Annotated in this window: 24 protein-coding genes and 1 tRNA gene; 10 read left to right on the top strand and 15 right to left on the bottom strand. The window is 67.6% G+C overall.

What is annotated here, in order from left to right; genetic code table 11:
• Window positions 1-11: 11 nt before the first annotated feature.
• A complete protein-coding gene (locus HMH01_RS09275; protein WP_171324550.1) occupies window positions 12-1,619 on the bottom strand; it encodes an ABC transporter substrate-binding protein in 1,608 nt (535 codons plus the stop codon).
• 193 nt (window positions 1,620-1,812) lie between these two features.
• Here HMH01_RS09275 and HMH01_RS09270 point away from each other — a divergent pair, with 193 nt between their 5' ends.
• Entirely contained in the window at window positions 1,813-3,459 is a 1,647-nt protein-coding gene (locus tag HMH01_RS09270) for an ABC transporter substrate-binding protein (protein WP_171324548.1), read from the top strand.
• A 59-nt stretch (window positions 3,460-3,518) separates the two neighbouring features.
• Here HMH01_RS09270 and HMH01_RS09265 read toward each other — a convergent pair whose 3' ends face one another.
• Both HMH01_RS09265 and HMH01_RS09260 read right to left on the bottom strand, forming a co-directional pair.
• Window positions 3,519-4,121 carry a biotin transporter BioY gene (locus HMH01_RS09265; protein WP_171324546.1) on the bottom strand — a complete coding sequence of 201 codons (603 nt, stop codon included), beginning with the start codon at window positions 4,119-4,121 and terminating at the stop codon, window positions 3,519-3,521.
• A 66-nt stretch (window positions 4,122-4,187) separates the two neighbouring features.
• On the bottom strand, window positions 4,188-4,604 hold the full coding sequence (locus HMH01_RS09260; RefSeq protein ID WP_171324544.1) for a DUF6314 family protein: 417 nt from the start codon (window positions 4,602-4,604) through the stop codon (window positions 4,188-4,190).
• Between the two features lie 78 nt (window positions 4,605-4,682).
• On the opposite strand from HMH01_RS09260, the gene purB reads away from it, so the two are divergent.
• Both purB and HMH01_RS09250 read left to right on the top strand, forming a co-directional pair.
• Window positions 4,683-5,990 (top strand): adenylosuccinate lyase, encoded by a 1,308-nt coding sequence (purB, locus tag HMH01_RS09255; RefSeq protein ID WP_171324542.1) that lies wholly within the window; start codon window positions 4,683-4,685, stop codon window positions 5,988-5,990.
• A 60-nt stretch (window positions 5,991-6,050) separates the two neighbouring features.
• Window positions 6,051-6,572, top strand: coding sequence for a glutathione peroxidase (locus HMH01_RS09250; protein ID WP_171324540.1), 522 nt, complete (start codon window positions 6,051-6,053; stop codon window positions 6,570-6,572).
• Here HMH01_RS09250 and HMH01_RS09245 read toward each other — a convergent pair.
• The gene (locus tag HMH01_RS09245; protein ID WP_343035242.1) at window positions 6,569-6,691 is read right to left on the bottom strand and encodes a DUF2256 domain-containing protein; all 123 of its coding nucleotides are present in this window, start codon (window positions 6,689-6,691) and stop codon (window positions 6,569-6,571) included. The genes HMH01_RS09250 and HMH01_RS09245 overlap by 4 nt on opposite strands.
• Window positions 6,692-6,732: 41 nt before the next feature.
• Entirely contained in the window at window positions 6,733-7,053 is a 321-nt protein-coding gene (locus tag HMH01_RS09240) for a DUF1476 domain-containing protein (RefSeq protein WP_171324538.1), read from the bottom strand.
• 144 nt (window positions 7,054-7,197) lie between these two features.
• On the opposite strand from HMH01_RS09240, the gene purC reads away from it, so the two are divergent.
• Genes purC through HMH01_RS09215 form a run of 5 tightly spaced genes read left to right on the top strand, consistent with a single transcriptional unit; the run spans window position 7,198 to window position 12,056 of the window.
• Complete coding sequence (purC, locus tag HMH01_RS09235) at window positions 7,198-7,959, top strand: phosphoribosylaminoimidazolesuccinocarboxamide synthase (protein ID WP_171324536.1); 762 nt, start codon at window positions 7,198-7,200, stop codon at window positions 7,957-7,959.
• Window positions 7,960-7,973: 14 nt separating this feature from the next.
• Complete coding sequence (gene purS / locus HMH01_RS09230) at window positions 7,974-8,219, top strand: phosphoribosylformylglycinamidine synthase subunit PurS (RefSeq protein WP_171324534.1); 246 nt, start codon at window positions 7,974-7,976, stop codon at window positions 8,217-8,219.
• Complete coding sequence (gene purQ / locus HMH01_RS09225; protein ID WP_171324531.1) at window positions 8,216-8,890, top strand: phosphoribosylformylglycinamidine synthase subunit PurQ; 675 nt, start codon at window positions 8,216-8,218, stop codon at window positions 8,888-8,890. The genes purS and purQ overlap by 4 nt, the downstream gene beginning before the upstream one ends.
• Before the next feature lie 37 nt (window positions 8,891-8,927).
• Window positions 8,928-10,691, top strand: a complete 1,764-nt coding sequence (locus HMH01_RS09220) for a sensor histidine kinase (protein WP_171324529.1) — start codon at window positions 8,928-8,930, stop codon at window positions 10,689-10,691.
• Window positions 10,692-10,700: 9 nt separating this feature from the next.
• Complete coding sequence (locus tag HMH01_RS09215) at window positions 10,701-12,056, top strand: sigma-54-dependent transcriptional regulator (protein ID WP_171324527.1); 1,356 nt, start codon at window positions 10,701-10,703, stop codon at window positions 12,054-12,056.
• On the opposite strand, the gene HMH01_RS09210 is transcribed toward HMH01_RS09215, so the two are convergent.
• From HMH01_RS09210 to HMH01_RS09195, 4 genes are all read right to left on the bottom strand, one after another.
• Window positions 12,047-12,709: a DUF1638 domain-containing protein gene (locus HMH01_RS09210; RefSeq protein ID WP_171324525.1), complete on the bottom strand. Its 663-nt coding sequence runs from the start codon at window positions 12,707-12,709 to the stop codon at window positions 12,047-12,049. The two genes, HMH01_RS09215 and HMH01_RS09210, sit on opposite strands and share 10 nt — an antisense overlap.
• Before the next feature lie 425 nt (window positions 12,710-13,134).
• Window positions 13,135-13,842 carry a corrinoid protein gene (locus HMH01_RS09205; RefSeq protein ID WP_171324523.1) on the bottom strand — a complete coding sequence of 236 codons (708 nt, stop codon included), beginning with the start codon at window positions 13,840-13,842 and terminating at the stop codon, window positions 13,135-13,137.
• A gap of 72 nt (window positions 13,843-13,914) precedes the next feature.
• Complete coding sequence (gene bmt / locus HMH01_RS09200; protein WP_171324521.1) at window positions 13,915-14,928, bottom strand: betaine--homocysteine S-methyltransferase; 1,014 nt, start codon at window positions 14,926-14,928, stop codon at window positions 13,915-13,917.
• Window positions 14,925-15,356 carry a SufE family protein gene (locus HMH01_RS09195; RefSeq protein ID WP_171324519.1) on the bottom strand — a complete coding sequence of 144 codons (432 nt, stop codon included), beginning with the start codon at window positions 15,354-15,356 and terminating at the stop codon, window positions 14,925-14,927. The genes bmt and HMH01_RS09195 overlap by 4 nt, the downstream gene beginning before the upstream one ends.
• Before the next feature lie 127 nt (window positions 15,357-15,483).
• Between HMH01_RS09195 and HMH01_RS09190 the strand changes: the two genes are divergently transcribed.
• Window positions 15,484-15,972: a hypothetical protein gene (locus HMH01_RS09190; RefSeq protein ID WP_171324518.1), complete on the top strand. Its 489-nt coding sequence runs from the start codon at window positions 15,484-15,486 to the stop codon at window positions 15,970-15,972.
• Here HMH01_RS09190 and rnd read toward each other — a convergent pair.
• The 3 genes from rnd to HMH01_RS09175 all read right to left on the bottom strand — a co-directional run bounded on the left by rnd (window position 15,969) and on the right by HMH01_RS09175 (window position 18,336).
• Complete coding sequence (gene rnd / locus HMH01_RS09185) at window positions 15,969-17,129, bottom strand: ribonuclease D (protein ID WP_171324516.1); 1,161 nt, start codon at window positions 17,127-17,129, stop codon at window positions 15,969-15,971. The genes HMH01_RS09190 and rnd overlap by 4 nt on opposite strands.
• 127 nt (window positions 17,130-17,256) lie before the next feature.
• A tRNA-Asn gene (locus tag HMH01_RS09180) sits at window positions 17,257-17,331 on the bottom strand.
• 120 nt (window positions 17,332-17,451) lie between these two features.
• The gene (locus HMH01_RS09175) at window positions 17,452-18,336 is read right to left on the bottom strand and encodes an MBL fold metallo-hydrolase (protein ID WP_343035205.1); all 885 of its coding nucleotides are present in this window, start codon (window positions 18,334-18,336) and stop codon (window positions 17,452-17,454) included.
• Window positions 18,337-18,379: 43 nt separating this feature from the next.
• On the opposite strand from HMH01_RS09175, the gene HMH01_RS09170 reads away from it, so the two are divergent.
• Window positions 18,380-19,720 (top strand): ATP-binding protein, encoded by a 1,341-nt coding sequence (locus tag HMH01_RS09170; protein ID WP_246237302.1) that lies wholly within the window; start codon window positions 18,380-18,382, stop codon window positions 19,718-19,720.
• Here the strand turns inward: HMH01_RS09170 and HMH01_RS09165 are convergent.
• From HMH01_RS09165 to HMH01_RS09155, 3 genes are read right to left on the bottom strand one after another with little or no spacing between them, the layout of a single operon-like run.
• Window positions 19,704-20,738 (bottom strand): phosphotransferase family protein, encoded by a 1,035-nt coding sequence (locus tag HMH01_RS09165; RefSeq protein WP_171324514.1) that lies wholly within the window; start codon window positions 20,736-20,738, stop codon window positions 19,704-19,706. The two genes, HMH01_RS09170 and HMH01_RS09165, sit on opposite strands and share 17 nt — an antisense overlap.
• Before the next feature lie 29 nt (window positions 20,739-20,767).
• Window positions 20,768-22,000, bottom strand: a complete 1,233-nt coding sequence (locus tag HMH01_RS09160) for an acyl-CoA dehydrogenase family protein (protein WP_171324512.1) — start codon at window positions 21,998-22,000, stop codon at window positions 20,768-20,770.
• Window positions 22,000-22,959: a TAXI family TRAP transporter solute-binding subunit gene (locus HMH01_RS09155; protein ID WP_171324510.1), complete on the bottom strand. Its 960-nt coding sequence runs from the start codon at window positions 22,957-22,959 to the stop codon at window positions 22,000-22,002. Before HMH01_RS09155 ends, HMH01_RS09160 begins: the two co-directional genes overlap by 1 nt.
• Window positions 22,960-23,054: the final 95 nt, after the last annotated feature.

Below are 23,054 nucleotides of genomic sequence, written 5' to 3'. Positions count from 1 at the left end.
GCCCCTCAGGATCAGGCGAACCACCAGCGGTGATAGGCGCGCGCGCCGTCCATTTCCCAGTTCGAGGCGATGTTCGGCCCGTGCATGACATTGTCGCGCCGCGCCATCACCCGGTTCTGGAAGAAGGGCACGATGGTCCCGCCATCGTCCCGGCAGAGAAGCTGCATCTCGGCATACATCTCGGCGCGCTTCGTGTCGTCCAGCTCGGCCTTGGCGAGCGCCAGCAACTCGTTGAAGCGCTCGTTCTGCCAGTGGCTCTCGTTCCAGGCGGCATCGGCCTTGTAGGCCAGCGAGAACATCACGTCCGGCGTCGGCCGCGCGCCCCAGGAAATCAGGCTGAAGGGCTTCTTCAGCCACACGTTCGACCAGTAGCCGTCGGCCGGCTCGCGCACGACGTTGATCGTGATGCCGGCGGCTCTGGCCTGCTCGGCGAACAGCACGCAGAGATCGACGCCCCCGGCCAGCACGCTGTCGGTGGTGGACAGGTCGACCGTGATCGGCCCAAGCCCGGCCCGGTCCATGTGAAAGCGCGCCCGCTCGGGGTCGTATTCGCGCTGCGGCAGGTCCGCCCAGTAGGGCAGCGAGGGCGCGATCGGGTGGTCGTTGCCCAGCGAGCCGTAGCCGAACAGGATCTTCTCGATCAGTTCCTCGCGGTTGATGGCGTATTTCATCGCCAGCCGCACGTCGAGATTGTCGAAGGGCGCCACGTCGCAGAACATCGGCATCGTCACATGCGCGCCCGAGGCCACGTCGTCGATCTGGATGCCGGGCGCGTTCTGCAACAGGCCGACGGTCTTCAGATCCACGGTGGCGATGGCGTCCACCTCGCCGGTGACCAGCGCCGTCTGCCGCGCGTTGGGGTCGTTCAGCACCGTCAGGCGGATGCCGTCGAACCAGGCCCCCTCGCGATGCCAGCCCTCGTGACGCTCGAGTTCGGCGCCGACGCCCGGCTCGTAGCTGACGATCCGGTAGGGCCCGGTCCCGTCGCCCGACTGCCAGTCGATGCTGCCATCCTCGTTCGCGGGGCAGATCTGGATATGGTAGTCCGACAGCAGATAGGGCAGATCGGCATTGCCCGCGGCCAGCGTGATGATGACGGCGTGATCGCCATCCGCCCGGACATCCGTCACATCCGCCAGCAGCGATGCTGCCGCCGAAGTGCTCTGCGCCCCCCGGTGGTGATTGAGCGAGGCCACCACGTCAGCCGCCGTCAGCGCCCGACCGCTGTGAAAGGTCACGTCGCGCGCCAGCTCGAACCGCCATTCGGCGGCACCCTCGGCCGCCGACCAGCCGGTAGCAAGGTCGGGGCCAAGCTGGTTGGTGTCGGTGATCTCGGTCAGCCAGCTGCGGTGGCAATGAGAGATCTGGATCTCGAAGATGGACTGGATCAGGCCGGGATCGAGCTGGTCGCCGGTATTGCCGTCGTTGATGCCCACGCGAAAGATGCCACCGCGTTTCGGCGTCTGCGCCATGACCTGCCCGGTCCACAGCCCGGTGGCCGCGCCCACGCCCATCCCGGTCGCAAGCGCGCCCTGCATGAAGCCGCGCCGGCCCAGCCTTCGGCGGCGGGCAGCCTCGATCATGCGGGCAAGGATGCGGTCGGTCTCGGGGCTGGTCATGCGTCTTTCCATTCCTGTCGGTCAAATGTCGCCGACAAGGTTAAGGATACCGGCCGGGAATTCCAGACAAGTTTTGGTAACATTGCCGCTTTGCCCCCGGTTTCCCGCCGACACGCCGCCCGCACGCGTTGCGGGTTGCGGCGTGACTGGTCTAGGGTGGGGCCTAACAGAAAGCCACGGGGGACAGGGCAGGATGGCCGGAACGAAAGACGGAAGACCGCCGCATCCCGCCATCGCGCCCCTGGCCCGGGCGGCACGCACGGGGCGGATGGACCGGCGCGAGTTCCTGACCCTTGCGACAGCCCTTGGCCTGAGCGGACCGGCCGCGCACATGGCGCTTGGCCTGCCCGCCCCCGCCCGCGCGCAGGAGGCCCCGCCCCTGCCCGCCCCCGGCATCCTGCGCTGCCAGATGCGGGTGTTTCCGGTGGACGATCCGCGGCTTTTCGACTGGTCCGAGAAGGGCAACATCGCCCGCGGCTTGCTTGAGAACCTGGTGCGCTACACCGCCGATTTCACGCTGGAGCCCTGGCTTCTCAGCGACTGGGAGGTGTCGGACGATGCCCGGCACTACGTCCTGCGCCTGCGGCCCGACGTGACATGGTCGAACGGCGATCCCTTCACCGCCGAGGATGTGGTGGCCAACCTGAGGCGCTGGTGCGACACCACCGTTCCCGGCAATTCGATGACGAACCGCATGGCCTCGCTGATCGACCCGGCGACGGGACAGGCGCGCGAGGGCGCCATCGCGTCGCCCGATCCGCTGACGGTGGAACTGACGCTCGTCGATCCGGACGTGACGCTGATCCCGGGCATGGCCGACTACCCCGCGCTGATCGTGCATCGCGACTTCGACGCCCAGGGCGCCAACATCGCGCTGAACCCGGTCGGCACCGGCCCCTACACGCTCGACGCGATCCTGCCCGGCGAGGGGGCCGTGCTGGTCCGCCGCGACGGCTGGTGGGGCGGCGAGGTGGCGGTGGAGCGGATCGAGTATGTCGATCTGGGCACCGACCCGTCCGATTTCGCCCGCGCCGTCGTCGAGGCGCGCATCGACATGATCCATGACAGCACCGGTGCCTTCGTCCAGATGTTCGACGACCTGGGACTGATCCGGCAGGACGTGCTGTCGGGTGCGACGCTGGTGTGTCGCACCAACCGCCGCACCGCGCCGGTCTATGCCGATGCCCGGGTGCGCCGGGCGCTGCAACTGGCGGTGGACAACGCCGTCATCCTGGAACTGGGCTATGCCGACCTGGGCGCGGTGGGCGAGAACCACCACGTCGCGCCGATGAACCCCGATTATGCGGATATCGGTCGCCCCGAGCCCGATCCCGACGCGGCGCTTGCCCTGATCCGCGAGGCGGGGCTGGAGGAGTACGAACACGAGCTGGTCTCGATCGACGACGACTGGAACCGGGCGAGTGCAGATGCCATCGCAGCCCAACTGCGCGACGCGGGCATCCAGGTGCGGCGCACCATCCTGCATGGCGACGATTTCTGGAGCAGCTGGCAGAGCCACGGGTTTTCCTGCACCGGCTGGAACATGCGCCCCCTCGGCGTGCAGACGCTTGCGCTTGGCTATGCCAGCACCGGCATGTGGAACGAGACCGGCTTTGCCGATCCGCATTTCGACCAGCTGCTGCGGCTGGCGCTGGGCCTGGTCGATCCCGATGCCCGCCGCGCGGTCATGGCCGAACTGGAGGGGATCCTCGTTGCCGACGGGACGATCATCCAGCCCTACTGGCGTCAGCTGGCCTGGCACCACACAGAGCGCGTGACCGGCGTGCGCCGGCACCCGATGGACGAACACCACCACGACCAGTGGGGGCTGGTGCCCTGAAGAAACGGAAACGGGCGCCGCAGGGGCGCCCGTCCGATCTCTCTTGCCAGAGGCGGGGCTCAGGTCCGCGCGTCGCCCACCAGCTTCCAGACCAGCGGCAGGATCAGCGCGGCCAGCGCCAGCTTCATCGCATCCCCGATCAGGAACGGCGTCAGGCCCCAGGCCAGGATCGGCTGGTCCCAGCCATAGAGCATGCCCAGCCAGGCGACGCCCGGCACATAGATCAGCGCGGTGCCGACCAGCATCGCCAGCGCCATGCCGCCAACGCTCCGGTCCCAGCCGCGCCGCGCCAGCGCACCGATCGCGGCGGTCGCCAGCAGGTAGCCCAGCAGGTAGCCGCCGGTGCTGCCACCCATGTAGGCGATGCCGTTCGCCGTCGCCGAGGACGAGGCGAAGACGTCGTAGCCCATGGCGCCCAGCGCCAGGTAGCCGAACACAGTGGCGAACCCGAGCCGCGCGCCATAGGCCGCCCCGATGGTCAGCACCGCGAAGGTCGTCATCGTGATCGGCACCGGCGAGGGCGGGATCATCACCTTGATCTTTGCCGTCGCGGCCAGCAGCGCCACGCCCAGCACCACCAGCGCCACCCGCTTGATCCACAGCGCCGTGCCCTGATCGGGGCCCAGGTCCGCCAGCACCTTGTCGGTCATCGCAGTCGCCATCTCGGTTCCTCTTCGATTGCGTTTCGGGATGTTTTGCACCCGGTACCCCGTTCACGCAAGGCGAAATCACCTTTCGGGCGTGTAGTCCGAGACGAGGGTGTAGTCCTTTCGCGGCCCCTGAACCCGCCATTCCGCGCGCCAGACGGGCCAGTCAGAGAAGTCGTAGGACACATGGTAGAGGTCCGGCGCGCAGTCATGCGACGCCTCGGGGCGCAGGTCTTGCGGCGGGATCGCGTGGAAGAAGCGGCCATCCTCGAAATGTACATGAATGCCCGGCCGCCACTGGTAGCGCCGGCTGCCCTCCAGCGGTGGCTGGCCCGGCAAGTGCAGCGTTCCCGTCTCCACATAGGCGAGCCCGTCGCCATCTGGCGCAAAGACCGCCCTGCCCTCGAAGGTCGCGGCCGTGCCCGCGCGGCGATCGTCGATCCGGCGCGAAAGCCGCCAGTCGCCCGCGAAATCCCACAGATCCGGCGAACCTTCCACGGACCGCTCCCTTGCCGCCTGGTCGGGTGCAGTCTATGAGGGCGCCAATCCTCAGACAACCGGCCCCGAGAGAGACACATGATCCCGCGCTATTCCCGCCCCGAGATGGTCGCCATCTGGTCGCCCGAGACGAAATTCCGCATCTGGTACGAGATCGAGGCCCATGCCTGCGACGCGCAGGCGGCGCTGGGCGTGATCCCGAAGGAAAGCGCCGCGGCGGTGTGGAAGGCGAAGGACGCGACCTTCGACGTGGACCGCATCGACGAGATCGAGCGCGTGACCAAGCACGACGTGATCGCCTTTCTCACCCACCTGGCCGAGCTCATCGGCAACGAGGAGGCGCGCTTCGTCCACCAGGGCATGACCTCGTCGGACGTGCTCGACACCACCTTCAACGTGCAGCTGGTGCGCGCGGCCGACATCCTGCTCGCGGACATGGACGGGCTGCTCGCGGCCCTCAAGCGCCGCGCGATGGAACACAAGGACACCGTCTGCATCGGCCGCAGCCACGGCATCCATGCGGAACCCGTGACGATGGGCCTGAAATTCGCCCGCTTCCACGCCGAGATGGACCGCAACCGCGCGCGTCTGGTGGCAGCGCGGGCCGAGGTGGCGACGGGCGCCATTTCGGGCGCGGTCGGGACATTCGCCAATATCGACCCGGCGGTCGAGGCGCATGTCTGCGAGAAGATGGGGCTTACCCCCGAGCCGGTTTCCACGCAGGTGATCCCGCGTGACCGGCACGCGATGTTCTTCGCCACGCTGGGCGTGATCGCGTCCTCGATCGAGAACATCGCCATCGAGATCCGGCATCTCCAGCGCACCGAGGTGCTGGAGGCTGAGGAATATTTCTCGCCCGGCCAGAAAGGGTCGAGCGCGATGCCCCACAAGCGCAACCCGGTCCTGACCGAGAACCTGACGGGTCTTGCGCGGCTCGTGCGCATGGCGGTGGTGCCCGCGATGGAGAACGTGGCGCTCTGGCACGAGCGCGACATCTCCCACTCCAGCGTGGAGCGCAACATCGGCCCCGACACCACCGTGACGCTGGATTTCGCGCTGGCGCGGCTGACGCAGGTGATCGACAAGCTGGTGATCTATCCCGACAACATGCTGAAGAACATGAACAAGTTCCGCGGCCTGGTGCATTCGCAGCGCGTCCTGCTGGCGCTGACCCAGAAGGGCGTCAGCCGCGAGGACGCCTACACCCTGGTCCAGCGCAACGCGATGAAGGTCTGGGAACAGGGCAAGGACTTCATGGAAGAGCTGAAGGCCGACCCGGATGTGCGCCGCGCGATGAGCGAGGCCGAGATCGAGGAAAAGTTCGACCTTGGCTATCACACCAAGCATGTGGACACGATCTTCGCCCGGGTTTTCGGCGCGGCGTGAAGCCGGACTGAAACCAAAGCGCCCCGCGCGACGTATATCCTCCGAAAACAGGAGGGATGCATGTTCACACGTCGCGCGGCGCTTGCCCTTGGGATCGTATTCTGGACAGGAACGGCAGCCATGGCCGATGACGGTTTCCGCTTTTCCAGCATAGACGGCGGACAGATCGACCTGACCGCCCATCGCGGAAAGCCGGTGCTGGTCGTGAACACCGCCTCGCGCTGCGGCTTTACCGACCAGTATGACGGGCTTCAGGCCCTGCACGAGGGCTTCGGCGGCCGTGTGCTGGTGCTGGCGGTGCCTTCCGACGATTTCGGCGGGCAGGAGCTTGCGACCGGGGCCGAGGTCAAGGAATTCTGCGAGGTCAATTTCGGCCTGACCCTGCCGATGACCGAGATAACGCGCGTGCGCGGCGGCGATGCGCACCCCTTCTACCGCTGGGCGGCCGAACAGGGCGTGACCCCGCGCTGGAACTTCCACAAGATCCTGCTCGATGGCGAGGGGCGGATCGTCGGGGATTTCCCGTCATCGGTTCGCCCCGAAAGCGCCCAGCTTTCGGGCGCGATCGAGGCGTTGCTCTAGGCTTTCGCCCCGCCCTTGCGGCAACGGTCGGAACAGAACTTGACCTGGTCCCAGTCGCGCGCCCATTTCCTGCGCCAGGTGAACGGGCGCCCGCAGGCGGCGCAGGTCCTGGTGGGCAGGTTCTGCGGATTGCGGAACCCGCCCTTTTCCTTCTGGCGGCTCAGTTCCCGGCCTCGGTCATGATCTGCTCCTTGGCGAGCGCCAGCAGCGTGATCATCTTGGTGCGTATCTCGGCCTCGGTCGCGATGTCGCCCAGATCGCCCGACAGCTTGCGGAACACGTCCTCGTCGCCGGCTTCCTGGAAATCGGACTTGATCACCTCGCGGGCATAGGCATCGGCATCGGCGCCGGTCTTGCCCAGCAGCTCGGCCGCCCACAGGCCAAGCAGCTTGTTGCGGCGGGCCTCGGCCCTGAACTGCATCTCGGCGTCATGGGCGTATTTCTTCTCGAAGGCCTGTTCGCGATCGTCGAAGGTGGTCATCCTGTCCTCCAGCATGGGGTATGCGTCGATCTGATACCTATGCGACCGGTGGCCCGTCTCACAAGTCCCGGACGCGAGAATCCTTGTAGCTTCCGGCCGCACCCCATATAGCATCGGCCAACCCAAGGGATCGGAGCAATCGCCATGGCGCGCCGACGCATGATCTATGAGGGCAAGGCCAAGATCCTCTACGAGGGGCCCGAGCCCGATACACTGATTCAATACTTCAAGGACGATGCCACCGCCTTCAACGCGCAGAAGAAGGGCGTGATCGAGGGCAAGGGCGTCCTGAACAACCGCCTGTCCGAGTTCTTCATGACCGGGCTGAACCAGATGGGTGTGCCCACGCATTTCATCAAGCGCATCAACATGCGCGAGCAGCTGGTGCGGATGGTCGAGATCATCCCGCTCGAGGTGGTGGTGCGAAATGTCGCGGCCGGTTCCATGGCCAAGCGGCTGGGCATCGAGGAGGGGACGCCCCTGCCCCGCCCGATCATCGAATTCTACCTGAAGGACGACAAGCTGGGCGATCCGCTGGTCACCGAAGAGCACATCATCGCCTTCAACTGGGCCAGCCAGCAGGACATCGACGACATGATCGCGCTGGCGTTGCGGGTGAACGACTACCTGTCGGGCGTGATGTACGGGGTCGGCATCAAGCTGGTGGACTTCAAGATCGAGATCGGCCGCATCTTCGAGGGCGATTTCCAGCGTCTGGTGATCGCCGACGAGATATCGCCCGACAGCTGCCGGCTGTGGGATATCGAGACAGGGCAGAAGCTGGACAAGGACGTGTTCCGCCGCGATCTCGGCAACCTGGCCGATGCCTATACCGAGGTGGCCCGCCGGCTGGGCGTGCTGCCGCGCAGCAACGGGACCGTGAAGGGCCCGAAACTGGTTCAGTGAAGAAGGAGACGGCCATGCGGGCGCGCGTCTATGTGACACTCAGGAACGGCGTCCTCGACCCCCAGGGCGAAGCGGTGCGCCACGCGCTGGGGACGCTGGGTTTCGCGGGCGTCCAGGGCGTGCGCCAGGGCAAGCTGATCGACCTGACCCTGTCCGCCACCGACCCCAAGGCCGCCGAGGCCGAAGTCGCGCAGATGTGCGAGAAGCTGCTCGCCAATACTGTGATCGAGGATTACCGGATCGAGGTGCTGGCGGAATGAAGGCGGGGGTCATCGTCTTTCCGGGATCGAACTGCGATCGCGACATGGCGGTCGCCATCGAACAGGCGACGGGCCAGAAGCCCGCGATGATCTGGCACAAGGACGCCGCCCTGCCCCGGGGGCTGGACCTGATCGCCATTCCGGGCGGGTTTTCCTTCGGCGACTACCTGCGCTGCGGCGCCATCGCGGCCAAGGCGCCGGTGATGCGCGCGGTGGCGGACTTCGCCCATGCCGGCGGGCATGTGCTGGGCGTGTGCAACGGCTTCCAGGTGCTGATCGAGGCGGGGCTTCTGCCCGGCGCGCTGATGCGCAACGCGGGCCTGAAGTTCATCTGCCGGACCGTGCACCTGCGGGTCGAGACCGGCGACAGCGCCTTTACCCGCGGCTACGAGACCGGGCAGATCGTGGCCTATCCGGTCGCGCATCACGACGGCAACTACATCGCCGATGCCGACACCCTGGCCCGGCTGAAGGGCGAGGATCGCATCGCCTTCACCTATGTCGAGAACCCCAACGGCGCGACCGCGGACATTGCCGGCATCCTGTCGGGCAACCGTCGCGTTCTGGGCATGATGCCCCATCCCGAACGCGCCGCCGATCCGGCGCTGGGGGGCACCGACGGAAAGGCGCTGTTCGCCGGGCTCGCGGCCGCGCTGGAACGCGTGGCCTGAGCTTGCCGCGCCTCCCGCTCTGGCATAGCCTCGGGCAATGACCGACCAGCCGCGCCCGACGATCCTGAACACCAACATGTCGCCCTGGATGCGGGCGGGCATCGCGGCTTTCATGATCTTCGGCATCGCGCTGATGGTGGCGACCAACCACTTCCTGACCCAGCGCTTTTCCGAGGACCAGCGCGCCGATGCGCAACTGCGCGCGGCGCTCTATTCGGCCAACATGGTCACGCTTCTGCGCCAGCAGTCGCTGGTGCCGCTGCTGCTGGCGCGCGACCCGGCCTTCATCACGGCACTGCAAAGCAGGGAGTACGCCAACACCTCGCAAAGGCTGATCGAGGTGGCAGAGGATATCCGCGTCGCCTCGCTGTCGCTGGTGGATATCGAGGGGCGTGTCGTCGCCGCCTCTGACCGGCGCAATCTGGGGGCACTCAAGGCGGACCAGACCTTCGTGACCCAGGCCCTGCGCGAGCCGCGCACCATCTTCACGGTGACCGGATCCGCGGATGACGGGGGCGCGCACGGCTTCTACTATTCGCGCCGCGTCGTGAGCGGGAACACCACGCTGGGCGTGATCGTGGTCGAGGTGGACATGCGCCAGGTGGAAACCAGCTGGCGCAACCGCAACGACATGGTGGCGGTCACCGACAGCGCCGATACGGTCATCCTGACATCCATCTCAAGCTGGCGGCACAATACGCTGACGAACGTGCTGGCGTCAGAGCCACCGCCCAGCGGGCTGGGGCTGGCCTTTGGTCCGCCGCGCAACAGGGCGGAAGACAACCCGTATGTCTATCTCGACGGTGTGCCGCTGCTCAGGACCGAGATCCGGACCGGGTTCCGCGGCTGGCGGCTGACCTATTTCTCGACGCTGACCGACGTTCGCACGCAGGTGAACGGCATCCTCGCGCTGGAGCTGACCGGCCTTGCGCTGCTGCTGACGCTGTTCCTGTTCCTCGCCAACAAGCGGTTGCAGCGCCAGTCGCGGCTGATCGCAGAGGAGTCGGACCAGCTGCGCCAGCTGAACGCCCGGCTCAGCGAAGAGATCGAGCAGCGCCAGAAGGTCGAGCGCCATCTCGAGGTCGCCGAGCAAAGCCTTGAGCAGGCGTCGAAACTGGCCGCCATCGGCCAGATGTCGGCGGCCGTCAGCCACGAGCTGAACCAGCCGCTTGCCGCGATGCGCACCTATCTGGCCGGCGCCCGGCTGCTTCTCCAGCGCAAGCGGGTGGACGAGGCGCTGACATCCTTCCACCGCATCGACGACCTGATCGAGCGGATGGGTGCGATCACCCGGCAGATGAAATCCTACGCCCGCAAGGGCGCGGATTCGCTGACGCTGGTGGACCTGCGCGATGCCGTCGACGGCAGCCTGTCGATGATGGCGCCGCAACTGGGCCACACCCGGGTAGAGTTGCGCAAGACCATGCCGAACGTCCCGGTCATGGTGCGCGCAGACCCGGTGCGGCTGGACCAGATCATCGTCAACCTGCTCAGGAACGCGCTTGACGCGGTGTCCGAGGAACCCGACCCGATGATCGACATTCTTCTCGTGCAGGGCCAGCAGGTGTCGCTGTCGGTGCGCGACAACGGCCACGGGATCGAGGATCCCGAAGCCCTGTTCGAGCCGTTCTACACCACCAAGAAGCCCGGCGAGGGCGTGGGGCTCGGTCTTGCCATTTCGGCCGGGATCGCCAACGAGTTGGGTGGGCGCCTTCTTGCCAGAAATGCCCGCCCCAAGGGCGCCGTCTTCGAACTTCAGCTGCCGCGTGCAAAGGAAGACGCAATGAAGGCTGCGGAGTAAGCGAAAATCATGGCCAGCAAGACCCTTGTCGCGATCATCGACGACGAAGCCGACATGCGGGGATCCATCGCGCAGTGGCTGACGCTTTCGGGCTTCGAGGCGGTCGCCTACGACTCGGGCGAGAACGCGCTCAAGCAGATCCGCGCGGATTTCCCTGGCGTCGTAATCTCCGACATCCGCATGCCCGGGGTCGATGGCATGATGCTTCTGAAGCGCCTTCAGCAGATGGATTCGTCGCTGCCCGTCATCCTGATCACCGGGCATGGCGACGTGTCGCTGGCGGTCGAGGCGATGCGCGGCGGGGCGTACGACTTCATCGAGAAGCCCTTCGATCCCGAGCGCCTGGCCGAGATGGTCAAGCGCGCGGCCGTCACCCGCCGCCTGACCCTCGACAACCGCAACCTGCGGCGCGAGATGTCTGACGGCACCATGCTTCTGCGCAAGCTGGTCGGATCCTCGGCGGTGATCGAGAAGCTGCGCGAGACGATCCTCGACATGGCGCAGGCCGACGGCCATGTGCTGATCACCGGCGAGACGGGGACCGGGAAGTCGCTGATCGCCCACGCGCTACATGCCTGTAGCCCGCGCAAGGGCAAGCCCTATGTCTACGTCAACTGTGCGGCCTATGCCCCTGAAGAAATTGACAAGGTTCTGTTCGGCCCGGTCGAGGGACCGGGCAAGCGCCCCGCGATCGAGGCCGCCGACGGCGGGACGCTGACGCTTGAGAACATCGAAAGCCTGCCCGAGTCGACGCAGGCGCGGCTGGTGACGGAACTCAGCCGCCCCGAGACGGCGGATGTCGAACAGGCGCCGCGCAACCTGCACATCATCGCGATCTCCAGCCAGATCACCTCGACCGAGACGCCCCCCGAGGGGATGCGCGAGGATCTGTTCTACCGCGTCGCGGCGCTGCATCTCTCGACCCCCGCCCTGCGCGAGCGGGGCGAGGATATCCTCATTCTCTTCAACCGCTTCTGCGCCCAGTTTGCCGAGGATTACGGCTGCGAACCGCCCGAGCTGTCGGCCGAGGACGCGGCCCGCCTGATCCAGGCGCCCTGGCCCGGCAACATCCGCCAGCTGATGAACGTGGCCGAGCGCGCGGTGCTGAACAAGCGCCGGGGCGAGGAAAGCCTGTCGGGCCTGCTGGACGAGGGCGAGCGCGCGGGCAGCGTGTCGGGCCCGCATGTGCTGGTGGAAAAGCCCCTGCGCGAGCATGTCGAGGCCTTCGAGAAGATGCTGATCGACAACGCGCTCCGCCGCAACCGCGGCTCTGTCGCGGCGGTGATGGAGGAGCTGGCCCTGCCCCGCCGAACGCTGAACGAGAAGATGGCGAAATACGGGCTCGTGCGCGCCGACTACATCTGATCGTCGGTCGCGGCGCCGCGAATGGCCGTGGCCAGATCGCCATAGCCGGTAAAGCGCATCTCGAAATCGAGGCCCAGCCGCGCAGCCGCCTCCCGCGCCTTTTCGACCAGCGCCGGGTCGCGGGTCTGGGCCAGGTAGACCAGCCGCTCGTAATTGCCGAAGATCATGTCCCGCAGTTCCGGATGACGGTCGAGTCCCATCGGCTGCCAGACGAAGGCGTCGAATTGCCGGACCAGGAAGTCGGTCAGGTAGAAGGCGCGCATTTCCTCGTCACCGCGCGCGGCGAAGGTCTCGTTGCCGTCGAAGAAGGCGTAGCAATGCGGCCCCGGCACCATTTCGACCCCAAGCGCCTTGCAGCGCGTCGCCAGCGCGCCTCCCGTGCCGCAATCGGCATAGACGACGAAGATCCGATCATACTCCGCCCGCGCCTCGCGCACGGCCGCCTCGACCGCATCCGGGATCCGGTCGGGCCACAGATGGAGTTTCGCGGGCAGGCAGCGCAGGTCGAGATGGTCCCAGCTATTCACGGCCTTCAACGCGAGGATCTCGCGCGCCAGCGCCCCGCAGGCCAGCAGCAACACCCGCCCCTGCCCCTGGGCCGCCAGGCCGGTTTCGGTCAGCGTCACGTCGTCCGGAAGATCGGTGTCATCCATCACGGGCTTGTCCCCCCTGGCTGATGCTTCCCTATCGTCGGGGCGCGCTTTATGCAAACCGGATCGACCCGGACCAGACTGACCCGGGGCCGGCGCAAGATCGTCAAACGAGGTCCGTGGAGCCACCGCCTCTGCCGCGGGGCGATGCGCGGACGTCCCGAGATATCGCGCCGAGGCGGGGGCCATACCCACCGGGCGCTACCTGCCCCCCGATCAAGAGATCATGCCGAAATGGCTTCGACTACCCGGACAACGTGGCGCAGATGCCGATGGTTGCCGATCGCCAGCGCGGCAATCCGCACGCCGTTCCGGCCACCATTCCGGTGACTCCGGCTTTCAAGACGCCGCGCCCGCACGAAGGACCTCCCCGCAGATCGCGGCGCTGATGCAGAGTGTTCCCGGCCGGTCGGCCCGCCTGGGCGCCCTCAGGCGTTGGCCGCCTGCTGGTTGTGCTTGCGCGCCATCAGCGATTTCGCCGTCTCGACCGCCACCGCCGCGTCGCGGCAATAGGCATCGGCCCCGATCGCGCGGCCGAATTCCTCGTTCAGGGGCGCGCCACCGACCATGACGATGTATTCGTCGCGGATGCCCTGCTCTTTCATGGTGTCGATCACGACCTTCATGTAGGGCATGGTGGTGGTCAGCAGCGCCGACATGCCGATAATGTCCGCGCCTTCCTTGCGGGCGGTGTCGATGTAGTTCTCGGCCGGGTTGTTGATGCCCAGGTCCACGATCTCGAAGCCCGCACCCTCCATCATCATGGCGACCAGGTTCTTGCCGATGTCGTGGATGTCGCCCTTCACGGTGCCGATCACCATCTTTCCCAGCCGCGGCGCGCCGGTTTCCACCAGCAGCGGCTTGAGGATGCCCATGCCGCCCTTCATCGCGTTGGCGGCCAGCAGCACCTCGGGGACGAACAGGATGCCGTCGCGGAAATCGTCGCCCACCACCTTCATGCCCGACACCAGTGCCTTGGTCAGGATGTCATAGGGGGTCCAGCCGCGTTCCAGCAGGATGTTCACGCCTTCCTCTATCTCGGGCTTCATCCCGTCATAGAGATCGTCCATCATCTGCTCGACCAGTTCGTCGTCGTCCAGTTCGCTCAGGACGAGATCATCGTCTTCATCGGACATTGCGTCGTTTCCGTCTCTTGTTGCCCACGCTCAGGCGGGGATGCCTTCTGCCGGCGGTCGGCCGCGCGTTTTTCAGCCGCGGCGCCGGCGGCGGACGCGGCGTTCGCCGCCGTCATTGTCGCCGGTGCCATCCACGTCGGAAGAGAACCCTCCGACCCGTTCGGCGATGGTCTCGAGCTCGGGCACCGCCCCCTTGCGATGCGCCCCCAGCGCGTCATGCATCGCGCCCAGATGCTCGGGCCCGGTGCCACAGCACCCGCCGATGATCCTTGCGCCGCAATCCATTGCCAGCCGCGCGTAATCGGCCATCAGGGCGGGCGTGCCGTTGTAATGCACATGCCCCTCGACGAATTTCGGCACCCCGGCGTTGCCCTTTGCGATCAGCGGCAGCGTGGCGCCGGCCAGATGCATGCCGCGCACGGTGCGCAGCAGGTCCGAGGCCCCCACCCCGCAATTCGCCCCGAACGCGATGGGACGGTGCGGCAATTCCTCGATCAGCGCCACCATCCCGGCCGAGGTGACGCCCATCATGGTGCGCCCGGCGGTGTCGAAGCTCATGGTGCAGCACCAGGGCGCGCCCACGCGGGCAATGCCGATGGCGGCGGCGCGCAGTTCCTCGGGTGCCGAGATCGTCTCGACCCAGAGCACGTCGGCCCCGCCATCCATCAGCCCGCGCGCCTGCTCCTCGAACATGTCGGCGGCGTCGGCCTCGCTCAGCGATCCCACGGGCTGCATGATCTCTCCGGTCGGACCCATCGATCCTGCCACGACGATCGGGCGCGGGCTGGCATCGGCCACCTCGCGGCCCAGCAGGGCCGCGGCGCGGTTCAGCTCGTAAACCCGGTGCGCGGCATTGTGCAGCTTCAGCCGCGAGGCGTTGCCGCCGAAGGTGTTGGTCAGGAACAGGTCGCTGCCCGCATCCACGGCCGAGCGATAGAGCGCGCGGATGGCATCCGGGTTCTCGGTGTTCCACAGCTCCGGCGCCTCGCCCGCGGGAAGCCCCGCGTTGAAAAGGTTGGTCCCCGTCGCCCCGTCGGTCAGGATCCAGTCGCGCTGCGCCAGCAGCTGTTCGAGGGAAATTCTCATGCGGCGGCCTCTTCTGCCTGCTTGGCGATGGCGCGGATGCGCCCGATCATGGCGCGCAGCCCGTTCGAGCGCTGCGCCGAAAGATGCTGGTCCAGCCCCAGTTCCGCCAGTTTCGCCTGGGCGTCGATGCCCGCGATCTCGGTGGCGCTGTGCCCGTTGTAGAGCGCGCGCAGCACCGCGATCAGCCCGCGCACGATCAGCGCGTCGCTGTCGCCCTCGAAGCGGATGCGCGCGCCGGGGCCGCTGCCCTCGACATGCGGGACCAGCCAGACCTGGCTGGCGCAACCTTCGACCTTCGTTGCGGGCAGGCGCTGGCTCTCGTCGAGGCCGGGCATCTCCTTGCCCAGCTCGATCACATAGCGGTAGCGGTCTTCCCAATCGTCGAGGAAGGCGAAATTCGCGGCGATGTCGTCGAAGTTCTCGGCCATTGTCCGTTCCAGATAACTCCCTGCGCCATGTATGCCCTTAAGCCCCCAACGTCCAGTCGCCCCTTTTCAAGCGAAGGCGTGTTGGGTATCACCGAATTCGGGTAACAGGTTGAAAGGGGCGTCATTCATGCGGGCAAAAGCCATTGCGATGCTGTCGCTTGTCGCACTTTCGGCCTGTTCGGGCGGATCGAGCAATCCATTCGGATCGCTCGGCTCCATCGGCTCGCTCAATCCCTTCGGCGGCCGCGACGAAGCGCCGGCGCGCAGCAGCGACGGAATGCCGGTCGCCCCCGCCGATGGCAGCGTGCTGGTCGAGCGGCTTGAAACCGTGCGGCCGGAGCCCGCGCTGCGCGGCGTCATTATCCGCGCCAGCGGCATCGCCTCGACCCAGGGCTATTTCGGCGCCCGGCTTGCCCCGGTCAATGGCGGCCTGCCCGACGAGGCCGGCGTCGTGACCTATGAGTTCCGCGTCCTGCCGCCCGAGACGGTCGAGCCCACGGGCACCGACACGCAGCGCCGGCTGATCGTCGCGACCTTCGTGCCCGATGCGGACCTGGCAGAGGTGCGCGGCTTCCGGGTGGTCGCGCGCACCAACAGCGTCGATCTGAGGCGTTAAAGCTCGACGATCCTTATCTTTTCGCCATTGGCCGACAGGGCGATCCGCCCCTCGCGCAGGCGGATCGCATCCTCGCCGAACACGTCGCGGCGCCAGCCACGCAATACCGGGCAGCCCTCGTCGGCACCGGCGGCGATGTCGTCCAGATCCGAGGAGGTGGCGATCAGCTTCTGCGCGACGCCGGTTTCCTCGGCCTTGGCCTTCAGCATCACGCGCAGCAGGTCGGCAAGGCTTTCCTGCCCCTGCCGCCGCTCGCGGATCTCCTCGACCTGCGGCAGCGCGTCCTTCGGCAGGGCCATGGCGGCGTTCACCGCGGCCAGGATCGCCTCGGCGACGTCGCCCTTGCGGGCCTCGCGCTGCAAGAGCCGCGATTTCGCCAGATCCTCGGCCTGCGTCGGCCGGGTGGCGGCCAGTTCCAGGATCACGTCATCCTTGAAGATGCGGCTGCGCGGCACGTTGCGCGTCTGGGCCAGATGCTCGCGCAGCTCGGCCAGCGCGCGCACCACCGCCAGGAAGCGCGGCGAGTTCGATCGCGTCTTGACCCGCTTCCACGCATCCTGCGGCAAGGTGACATAGGTGTCGGGGCTGGTCAGGATCGCCAGCTCCTCTTCCAGCCACCCGGCCCGGCCCGACTCGTGCAGCTGCCGCGACAGGTGGAGGTAGATGTCGCGCAGATGGGTCACGTCGGCCAGCGCATAGGCCTGCTGCTTGTCCGACAGGGGCCGCCTGCTCCAGTCGGTGAAGCGCGACGACTTGTCGAGACCCGCATTGCAGATCTTGCGCACCAGCGTCTCGTAGCCGACCTGCTCGCCGAAGCCGCAGACCATCGCGGCCACCTGCGTGTCGAAAAGCGGCGCGGGAATGGCCCCGGAGAGATGGTAGAATATCTCCAGATCCTGGCGCGCGGCATGAAAGACCTTGACCACGGACGGGTCGGCGAAAAGCGCATGGAGCGGCGCAAGATCGAGCCCCTCGGCCATGGTGTCCACCAGCACGGCGTCCTCTTCCGCCTCGCCGGGTACGGCAAGCTGGATCAGGCAGAGCTGGGCGTAATAGGTGCGCTCGCGCAGGAATTCGGTGTCCACCGTCACGAAGTCATGGGCGGCGGCGCGGGTGCAGAAATCCTGAAGTGCGGAGGTTGTCGTGATCGTGATCATGCCGGCCTTATACGACGCCGTTTTCGGCTTTGCCACGGCGTAAATTGCCGCCCGCCCGCCGGAACGACGCGGACGCCCGCCTGTACGGCGACCAATGCGTAAAATGTTGAAAACAAAGGTCGGAAGCTGGCTCCGGCGGTAGGATTCGAACCTACGACCAGCGGATTAACAGTCCGATGCTCTACCACTGAGCTACGCCGGATCAGAGCCGCTTCATCGACCTTGGAGGCGCGTATAGCAAAGCGATTCCGGAGCGTCCAGAGGAATATGGCCAGTTTCTGCCACGCGTCCTGCCCGCCTCTTCCGGGGCAGACGGCCCGCGTCACGACAGCCGGAAACTGCCCCGGTCGAGCGGGCCGTCGGGCAGCGCGACCCGGCCCTGCAACGACAGGTCGATCAGATGCGCCAGCACGTTGCGCATCGCAGCCCGGTGCAGGCGTTCGGGCAGGTCCGCGTAGATGCCCGCGGTCAGCGCCGCCAGCGTGGCAGGCCCCTTTTCCAGTCCCGCAACGATCTCTGCCGCGCGCCCAAGTCGGTGCGCCTTCTGGCTGGCCGCAAGCGCCCGCCCCTGCGGCACGGCGGCGCCATGGCCCGGCAGGTACAGATCCTCGGATCGGTCCATCAGCAGATCGATCGAGGCAAGATACTCGCTCACGCTGCCATCGGGGGGCGAGATCAGCGTGGACGACCAGCCCATCACCGTATCCCCGGTGAACACCGCAGCCGCATCCTCCAGCACGAAGCACATGTGGCTCGACAGGTGGCCCGGCGTGTGCAGCGCGGTCAGCCGCCATTCGTCGCTTTCCACCCGCGCGCCGGGGGCCAGCCTGCGATCGGGGGCAAAGGCCGCGTCGATCCCCTCGCCTCCGGCAAGCCCCTCGCGTGCGGCCAGCGCCGCCATCGCGGGCGCGCGGCCCTCGGTCGCCTGCCCGAAGGCCAGCACCTCGGCCCCCGTCGCGGCCTTCAGCCGGGGCACGGCGCCCGAGTGATCGGCATGGGCGTGGGTCACGAGGATATGGCTGATCTCGGCCCCCGGCCCCAGCGCGCCGAGAATGGCCGCAACATGCGCCGGATCGTCCGGGCCCGGATCGATCACCGCGACCTGCCGCTGCCCCAGAAGCCAGGTGTTGGTGCCCTCCGCCGTCATCGGCGACGGGTTGGGCGCGATCAGGCGGCGCAGGCCGGGCGGGAATGGCGCGTCAGGCACGGGCTTCTCCTTGCGGGGGCGGCGGGCGCCCGCTAAGCCTGTGATGGCGATGAAAGCCCCGCCGCTCAAGACCTATCTGCCGCGCTCGCTGCTGCCCCGGACCATCCTGATCGTGATGGTGCCGCTGATCGCCCTGCAACTGGTCGTGGCCTTTGTCTTCGTGCAGCGCCATTTCGAGGGGGTCACGCGGCAGATGACCCGCTCCATCGCGCGCGAGATCGCGGTTGCCCAGCAGGTGATCGACACTTCCCCGACCGCGGCCATCGCGCAGCTTCGGCTTCAGAACCTGTCAGAGCCGCTGGCGATCACGCTGGACCTGGAACCGCTGGAAACCGTCTCGGGCGACAACCTGCGCCTGTGGTACGACCTGTCGGGCCGCGCCCTGATCCAGGAGATGACGGCGCTCTTGGGCCCGGATCTGCGGGTCGATCTGCGCAGCAACGACCGCATGGTGGATGCGCGGCTTCAGACCGACCGGGGCGTGCTGCACGCGATCATTCCCCGCGTGCGGGTCACCGCGTCGAACCCCCACCAGCTTCTGGTGCTGATGATCGTCGTCTCGCTGGTGCTGGCGGCCATCGCGATCCTGTTCCTGCGCAACCAGATGCGCCCGATCCTGGACCTGGCGGATGCGGCAGACGCCTTCGGCAAGGGCCGCTCTGTCCCGTTCCGGCCCGCCGGTGCCGAGGAAGTGCGCCGCGCCGGCAATGCGTTCCTGTCGATGCGCGCCCGGATCGAGCGCGCGATCGAGCAGCGCACGCTCATGCTGTCGGGCGTGAGCCACGACCTGCGCACGCCGCTGACGCGGATGAAGCTGACGCTTGCGCTGGCCGACGACATGCCCGAGGCGGCCGAGATGAACCGCGACCTGAACGAGATGGAGCGGATGCTCGACGCCTTTCTCGCCTTCGCCAAGGGCGACCAGATGGAAGAGATGCAGGAGGTGGACCTGCCCGGCCTGATCGCCGAACTGGCCGAGCAGGCGGCCCGGTCGGGCATCCTGCTGGAAACCTCGGTCCAGGTAGAGACACCGGGCGCGGCAACCATGCCGCTGCGCGAGGCGGCGATCAGACGCGCGCTGACCAACCTGGTCAACAACGCCGCCCGGCACGCCAGCCGCGTGCGCCTGACCCTGCGGCTCACGCAACGCGCGGCGAATTTCATCGTCGAGGATGACGGCCCCGGGGTGCCCGAGGACAAGCGCGAGGAGGTGATGCGCCCCTTCACCCGGCTCGACACCGCGCGCAACCAGGACAAGGGCGCGGGCGTGGGGCTGGGCCTTGCCATAGCACAAGACGTGGCGCGCTCGCATGGCGGGGCCCTGGACCTGTCGGACAGCCCCGATCTTGGCGGGCTGCGCTGCGTCTTCAGGATCCCGCGCTGATCCACCGGGTCGCGCGGCGGGCGAATTCCGGGCCGTAAGCCCCCATGCGCAGGGCCTTTTCGGGGTTGGACGCATTCCCGTCCAGGGCCCGCTTCCGCACACCCTGAAGGATCGCGGCCATGCGGAAAAAGGCAAAGGCGACCGGGAAACGCATGTCGGGCGGGGCGCGCCAGCCCCTGCGCTCGGCATAGCGGGCGACATAGGCCGCGTCGGACGGGATACCCGACGCCTCCCGATCCACGCCGTCCAGTCCCCGGCTGTCCGGGCCCACCGGCATCTGCCATTGCATGATCTGCGCGCCCAGGTCGGCCAGCGGATGGCCGAGCGTCGAAAGTTCCCAGTCAAGCACCGCGGTGATGCGGCCCGACGCGGGGTCGAACAGCAGGTTGTCGAGCCGCCAGTCGCCATGCACGAGCGCGACCATGCCATCCTCGGGCGGCAGATGCGCGCCGAGCCAGTCGATCAGCGCCTCCATCTGCGGCTGGGGCTCGGTCTGGCTGGCGCGATACTGGGCGGTCCAGCGGGAAAGCTGGCGCGCGAAATAATCGCCCGGCCGCCCGAAATCGGAAAGCCCGATCGCATCGGGGTCGAGCGCGTGCAACGCGGCAAGGCAGCGGTTCATGTCGTCGTAAAGTGCCGCCCGCGTCCACCGCGAAAGCCCCGGCGCGCGGGGGTCGTTCTCGCACCGGCCCGCCACATGCTCCATCACGAAAAACGCGGTGCCGAGCACGGCCTCGTCCTCGCACAGGCACCAGGGCTTCGGCACGGGCACGCCCCTGCCATGCAGCGCCGACAGCACGCGGTATTCGCGTTCCACCGCATGGGCCGATTTCAGAAGCCGCCCCGGCGGCTTGCGCCGCAGCACCAGCCGCCCCGCATCGGTTTCCAGGATGAAGGTCGGGTTCGACTGCCCCGTCGCCGTCTTCTGCGCCGCATGGATCCGGCTGAAGCCGGGGATGCGGCCGCGCAGCCACTCTTCGGCCCGCGCGACGGGCAGCAGGTCGGCAGCCTCAGCCATGTGGGCGATAACCCCGACTGAACAGTCCCTTACACCTTGTCATTCGTGTAACGCCGGAGTTCCGCGCGGGCCACCTGGCGCCGATGAACGGCGTCCGGACCGTCCGCCAGCCGCAGCGTGCGCAGATGCGTCCAGCTGGCTGCCAGCGGCGTGTCCTGGCTGATGCCCTGCCCACCGAACATCTGCACCGCCTCGTCCACCACCTTCAGCGCGACCCGCGGCGCCACCACCTTGATCTGGCTGATCCAGGGTGCGGCCGCGCGCGCATCGCCCTGCTCCATCATCCAGGCCGCCTTCAGGCACAGAAGCCGCGCCTGCTCGATCTCCATGCGGCACTCGGCGATGATGTCGTAGTTCGCGCCCAGCTGCGCCAGGGGCCTGCCAAAGGCCGACCGGTCCAGCGCGCGGCGGCACATGAGTTCCAGCGCCGCCTCTGCGTGGCCGATCGCGCGCATGCAGTGGTGGATCCGCCCCGGACCCAGCCGCCCCTGCGCGATCTCGAAGCCGCGCCCCTCGCCCAGAAGCAGGTTCTCCGCCGGCACCCGGACATCGGCAAAGCGGACATGCATGTGCCCGTGCGGCGCGTCGTCATGGCCATAGACCTGCATCGGGCGCAGCACCTCGATCCCGGGCGACTTCGGGTCCACCAGGATCATCGAGTGGCGCTGGTGCTTCGGCAGGTCTTCGCCCCCGGTGCGCACCATCACGATATACAGCGCGCAGCGCGGGTCGCCCGCGCCGCTCGCCCACCACTTCTCGCCGTTCAGGACATAGCTGTCGCCGTCCCGGATGCAGGAGAGCGAGATGTTGGTCGCGTCCGAACTTGCGACCTGCGGCTCGGTCATCAGGTAGGCCGAACGGATCCGCCCCTCCATCAGCGGCACAAGCCAGCGTTCCTGGTGCGACTTCTCGGCATAGCGGCGCAGCACGTCCATGTTGCCGGTGTCGGGTGCGGAGCAGTTGAACACCTCGGCCGCGATCCGGACCTTGCCCATCTCTTCGGCCAGGTAGGCATATTCCACGGTGGACAGCCCGTTGCCGCCGATCCCTTCGGTCAGCCAGAAGTTCCACAGGCCGCGCGCGCGCGCCTTTTCCTTCAGCCCCTCCAGGATCCCGGTCATGCGCGGCGTATAGGCAAAGCGGTCGCCCGTCTTGCCCACCTCGGCGTGGAATTCCGCATCGAGCGGCGAGATCTCCTCGCGCACCATCTGGCGCACCGCCTCGACCAGCGGGGCGACCTTTTGGGTAATGCCCAGGTCCATCAGTCGATCAGTCCCATGTCACGATAGGCGGCCAGCGCGCCCGGATGCAGCGGCGCGGTGGTGCCACCGCTCAGCATCGCCTTCGGATCCAGACCGACAAGCGCCGGGTGCTGGGCCCGGAATTCCGCAAGATTGCCAAGGACCGCGCGGGCGACGGTCGCGACCAGCGCGTCGTCCACGTCGACCCGCGTCACCAGCGCGCTGCCCACGGCAAAGCTTTCGACCGGGGTCTCTGTCCCCGGATACAGCCCGGCGGGGATGACGGCCCGGCTGTAGGCCGGGCTTTCCTCGAGCAGCGCATCGATTTCAGGACCGCCCACCGGCAGAAACCGCAGGTCGCAGGTCTCGGCCGCCTCGCGCAGGATCGCGGCCGGGTGGCCGATGGTATAGATCAGCGCATCGGCCCCGCCCCCGCAGATCTCTGCCGCCACGGCCCGGCCCGAGGCTTCGGTGGACACTATGCTGCCGATGTCGAGCCCCTGCGCCGCCAGGACCCGCTCGGTCGTGACACGCTGCCCGGACCCGGGGGCGCCAAGGTTCACGCGCCGCCCCCGGAGATCGGCGATCCCCGCGATGCCGCTGCCCTCGCGCACGATCAGCGTAAAGGGCTCGGAATGGGCGGCAAAGACCGCCCGCAACTCTGGCAGGGCCACGCCCTCGAAAGGCCCTTCTCCCAGCATCGCGGCACGCTCTATGTCGCCTTGCACGACGGCGAATTCCATCGACCCGTCGCGGATCGCTTCGATATTGGCGACCGATCCGCCGCTGGCCTGTGCCGCGCAGCGCGCGCCATGGCGGTCCGTCTCGCGGTTCACCAGCCGGCAGATGGCGCTGGCGGTCGGGTAGTAGACCCCGCCGACCGAACCGGCGCCGATGGCCAGGAAACCGTGATCCTGCGCGCCCGCCCCCTGTGCGAGCGCCGCCGCAAACAGTCCCGCCAGAATCGCGCCGCGCCGCATCCGCATCCTCCCCGGTTGGTCTGCCGGGCGCCTGTCTCTGCGCCTTCTTGCCGGACCTGTCGATTCGCACCCGGTTCAGATTAGCGGCAAATCCC

The sequence above is a fragment of the Halovulum dunhuangense genome (assembly GCF_013093415.1).
GTDB classification, from domain to species: Bacteria; Pseudomonadota; Alphaproteobacteria; order Rhodobacterales; family Rhodobacteraceae; genus Halovulum; species Halovulum dunhuangense.
This window is presented reverse-complemented; position numbering and strand designations above follow the sequence as displayed.

Excerpts from the sequence above, each read along its gene's own strand:
- HMH01_RS09275 (WP_171324550.1), bottom strand. The coding sequence starts at position 1,619 with ATGACCAGCCCCGAGACCGACCGCATCCTTGCCCGCATGATCGAGGCT.
- HMH01_RS09270 (WP_171324548.1), top strand. The coding sequence starts at position 1,813 with ATGGCCGGAACGAAAGACGGAAGACCGCCGCATCCCGCCATCGCGCCC.
- HMH01_RS09265 (WP_171324546.1), bottom strand. The coding sequence starts at position 4,121 with ATGGCGACTGCGATGACCGACAAGGTGCTGGCGGACCTGGGCCCCGAT.
- purB (WP_171324542.1), top strand. The coding sequence starts at position 4,683 with ATGATCCCGCGCTATTCCCGCCCCGAGATGGTCGCCATCTGGTCGCCC.
- HMH01_RS09250 (WP_171324540.1), top strand. The coding sequence starts at position 6,051 with ATGTTCACACGTCGCGCGGCGCTTGCCCTTGGGATCGTATTCTGGACA.
- HMH01_RS09240 (WP_171324538.1), bottom strand. The coding sequence starts at position 7,053 with ATGACCACCTTCGACGATCGCGAACAGGCCTTCGAGAAGAAATACGCC.
- purC (WP_171324536.1), top strand. The coding sequence starts at position 7,198 with ATGGCGCGCCGACGCATGATCTATGAGGGCAAGGCCAAGATCCTCTAC.
- purS (WP_171324534.1), top strand. The coding sequence starts at position 7,974 with ATGCGGGCGCGCGTCTATGTGACACTCAGGAACGGCGTCCTCGACCCC.
- purQ (WP_171324531.1), top strand. The coding sequence starts at position 8,216 with ATGAAGGCGGGGGTCATCGTCTTTCCGGGATCGAACTGCGATCGCGAC.
- HMH01_RS09220 (WP_171324529.1), top strand. The coding sequence starts at position 8,928 with ATGACCGACCAGCCGCGCCCGACGATCCTGAACACCAACATGTCGCCC.
- HMH01_RS09215 (WP_171324527.1), top strand. The coding sequence starts at position 10,701 with ATGGCCAGCAAGACCCTTGTCGCGATCATCGACGACGAAGCCGACATG.
- HMH01_RS09210 (WP_171324525.1), bottom strand. The coding sequence starts at position 12,709 with ATGGATGACACCGATCTTCCGGACGACGTGACGCTGACCGAAACCGGC.
- HMH01_RS09205 (WP_171324523.1), bottom strand. The coding sequence starts at position 13,842 with ATGTCCGATGAAGACGATGATCTCGTCCTGAGCGAACTGGACGACGAC.
- bmt (WP_171324521.1), bottom strand. The coding sequence starts at position 14,928 with ATGAGAATTTCCCTCGAACAGCTGCTGGCGCAGCGCGACTGGATCCTG.
- HMH01_RS09195 (WP_171324519.1), bottom strand. The coding sequence starts at position 15,356 with ATGGCCGAGAACTTCGACGACATCGCCGCGAATTTCGCCTTCCTCGAC.
- HMH01_RS09190 (WP_171324518.1), top strand. The coding sequence starts at position 15,484 with ATGCGGGCAAAAGCCATTGCGATGCTGTCGCTTGTCGCACTTTCGGCC.
- rnd (WP_171324516.1), bottom strand. The coding sequence starts at position 17,129 with ATGATCACGATCACGACAACCTCCGCACTTCAGGATTTCTGCACCCGC.
- HMH01_RS09170 (WP_246237302.1), top strand. The coding sequence starts at position 18,380 with ATGGCGATGAAAGCCCCGCCGCTCAAGACCTATCTGCCGCGCTCGCTG.
- HMH01_RS09165 (WP_171324514.1), bottom strand. The coding sequence starts at position 20,738 with ATGGCTGAGGCTGCCGACCTGCTGCCCGTCGCGCGGGCCGAAGAGTGG.
- HMH01_RS09160 (WP_171324512.1), bottom strand. The coding sequence starts at position 22,000 with ATGGACCTGGGCATTACCCAAAAGGTCGCCCCGCTGGTCGAGGCGGTG.
- HMH01_RS09155 (WP_171324510.1), bottom strand. The coding sequence starts at position 22,959 with ATGCGGCGCGGCGCGATTCTGGCGGGACTGTTTGCGGCGGCGCTCGCA.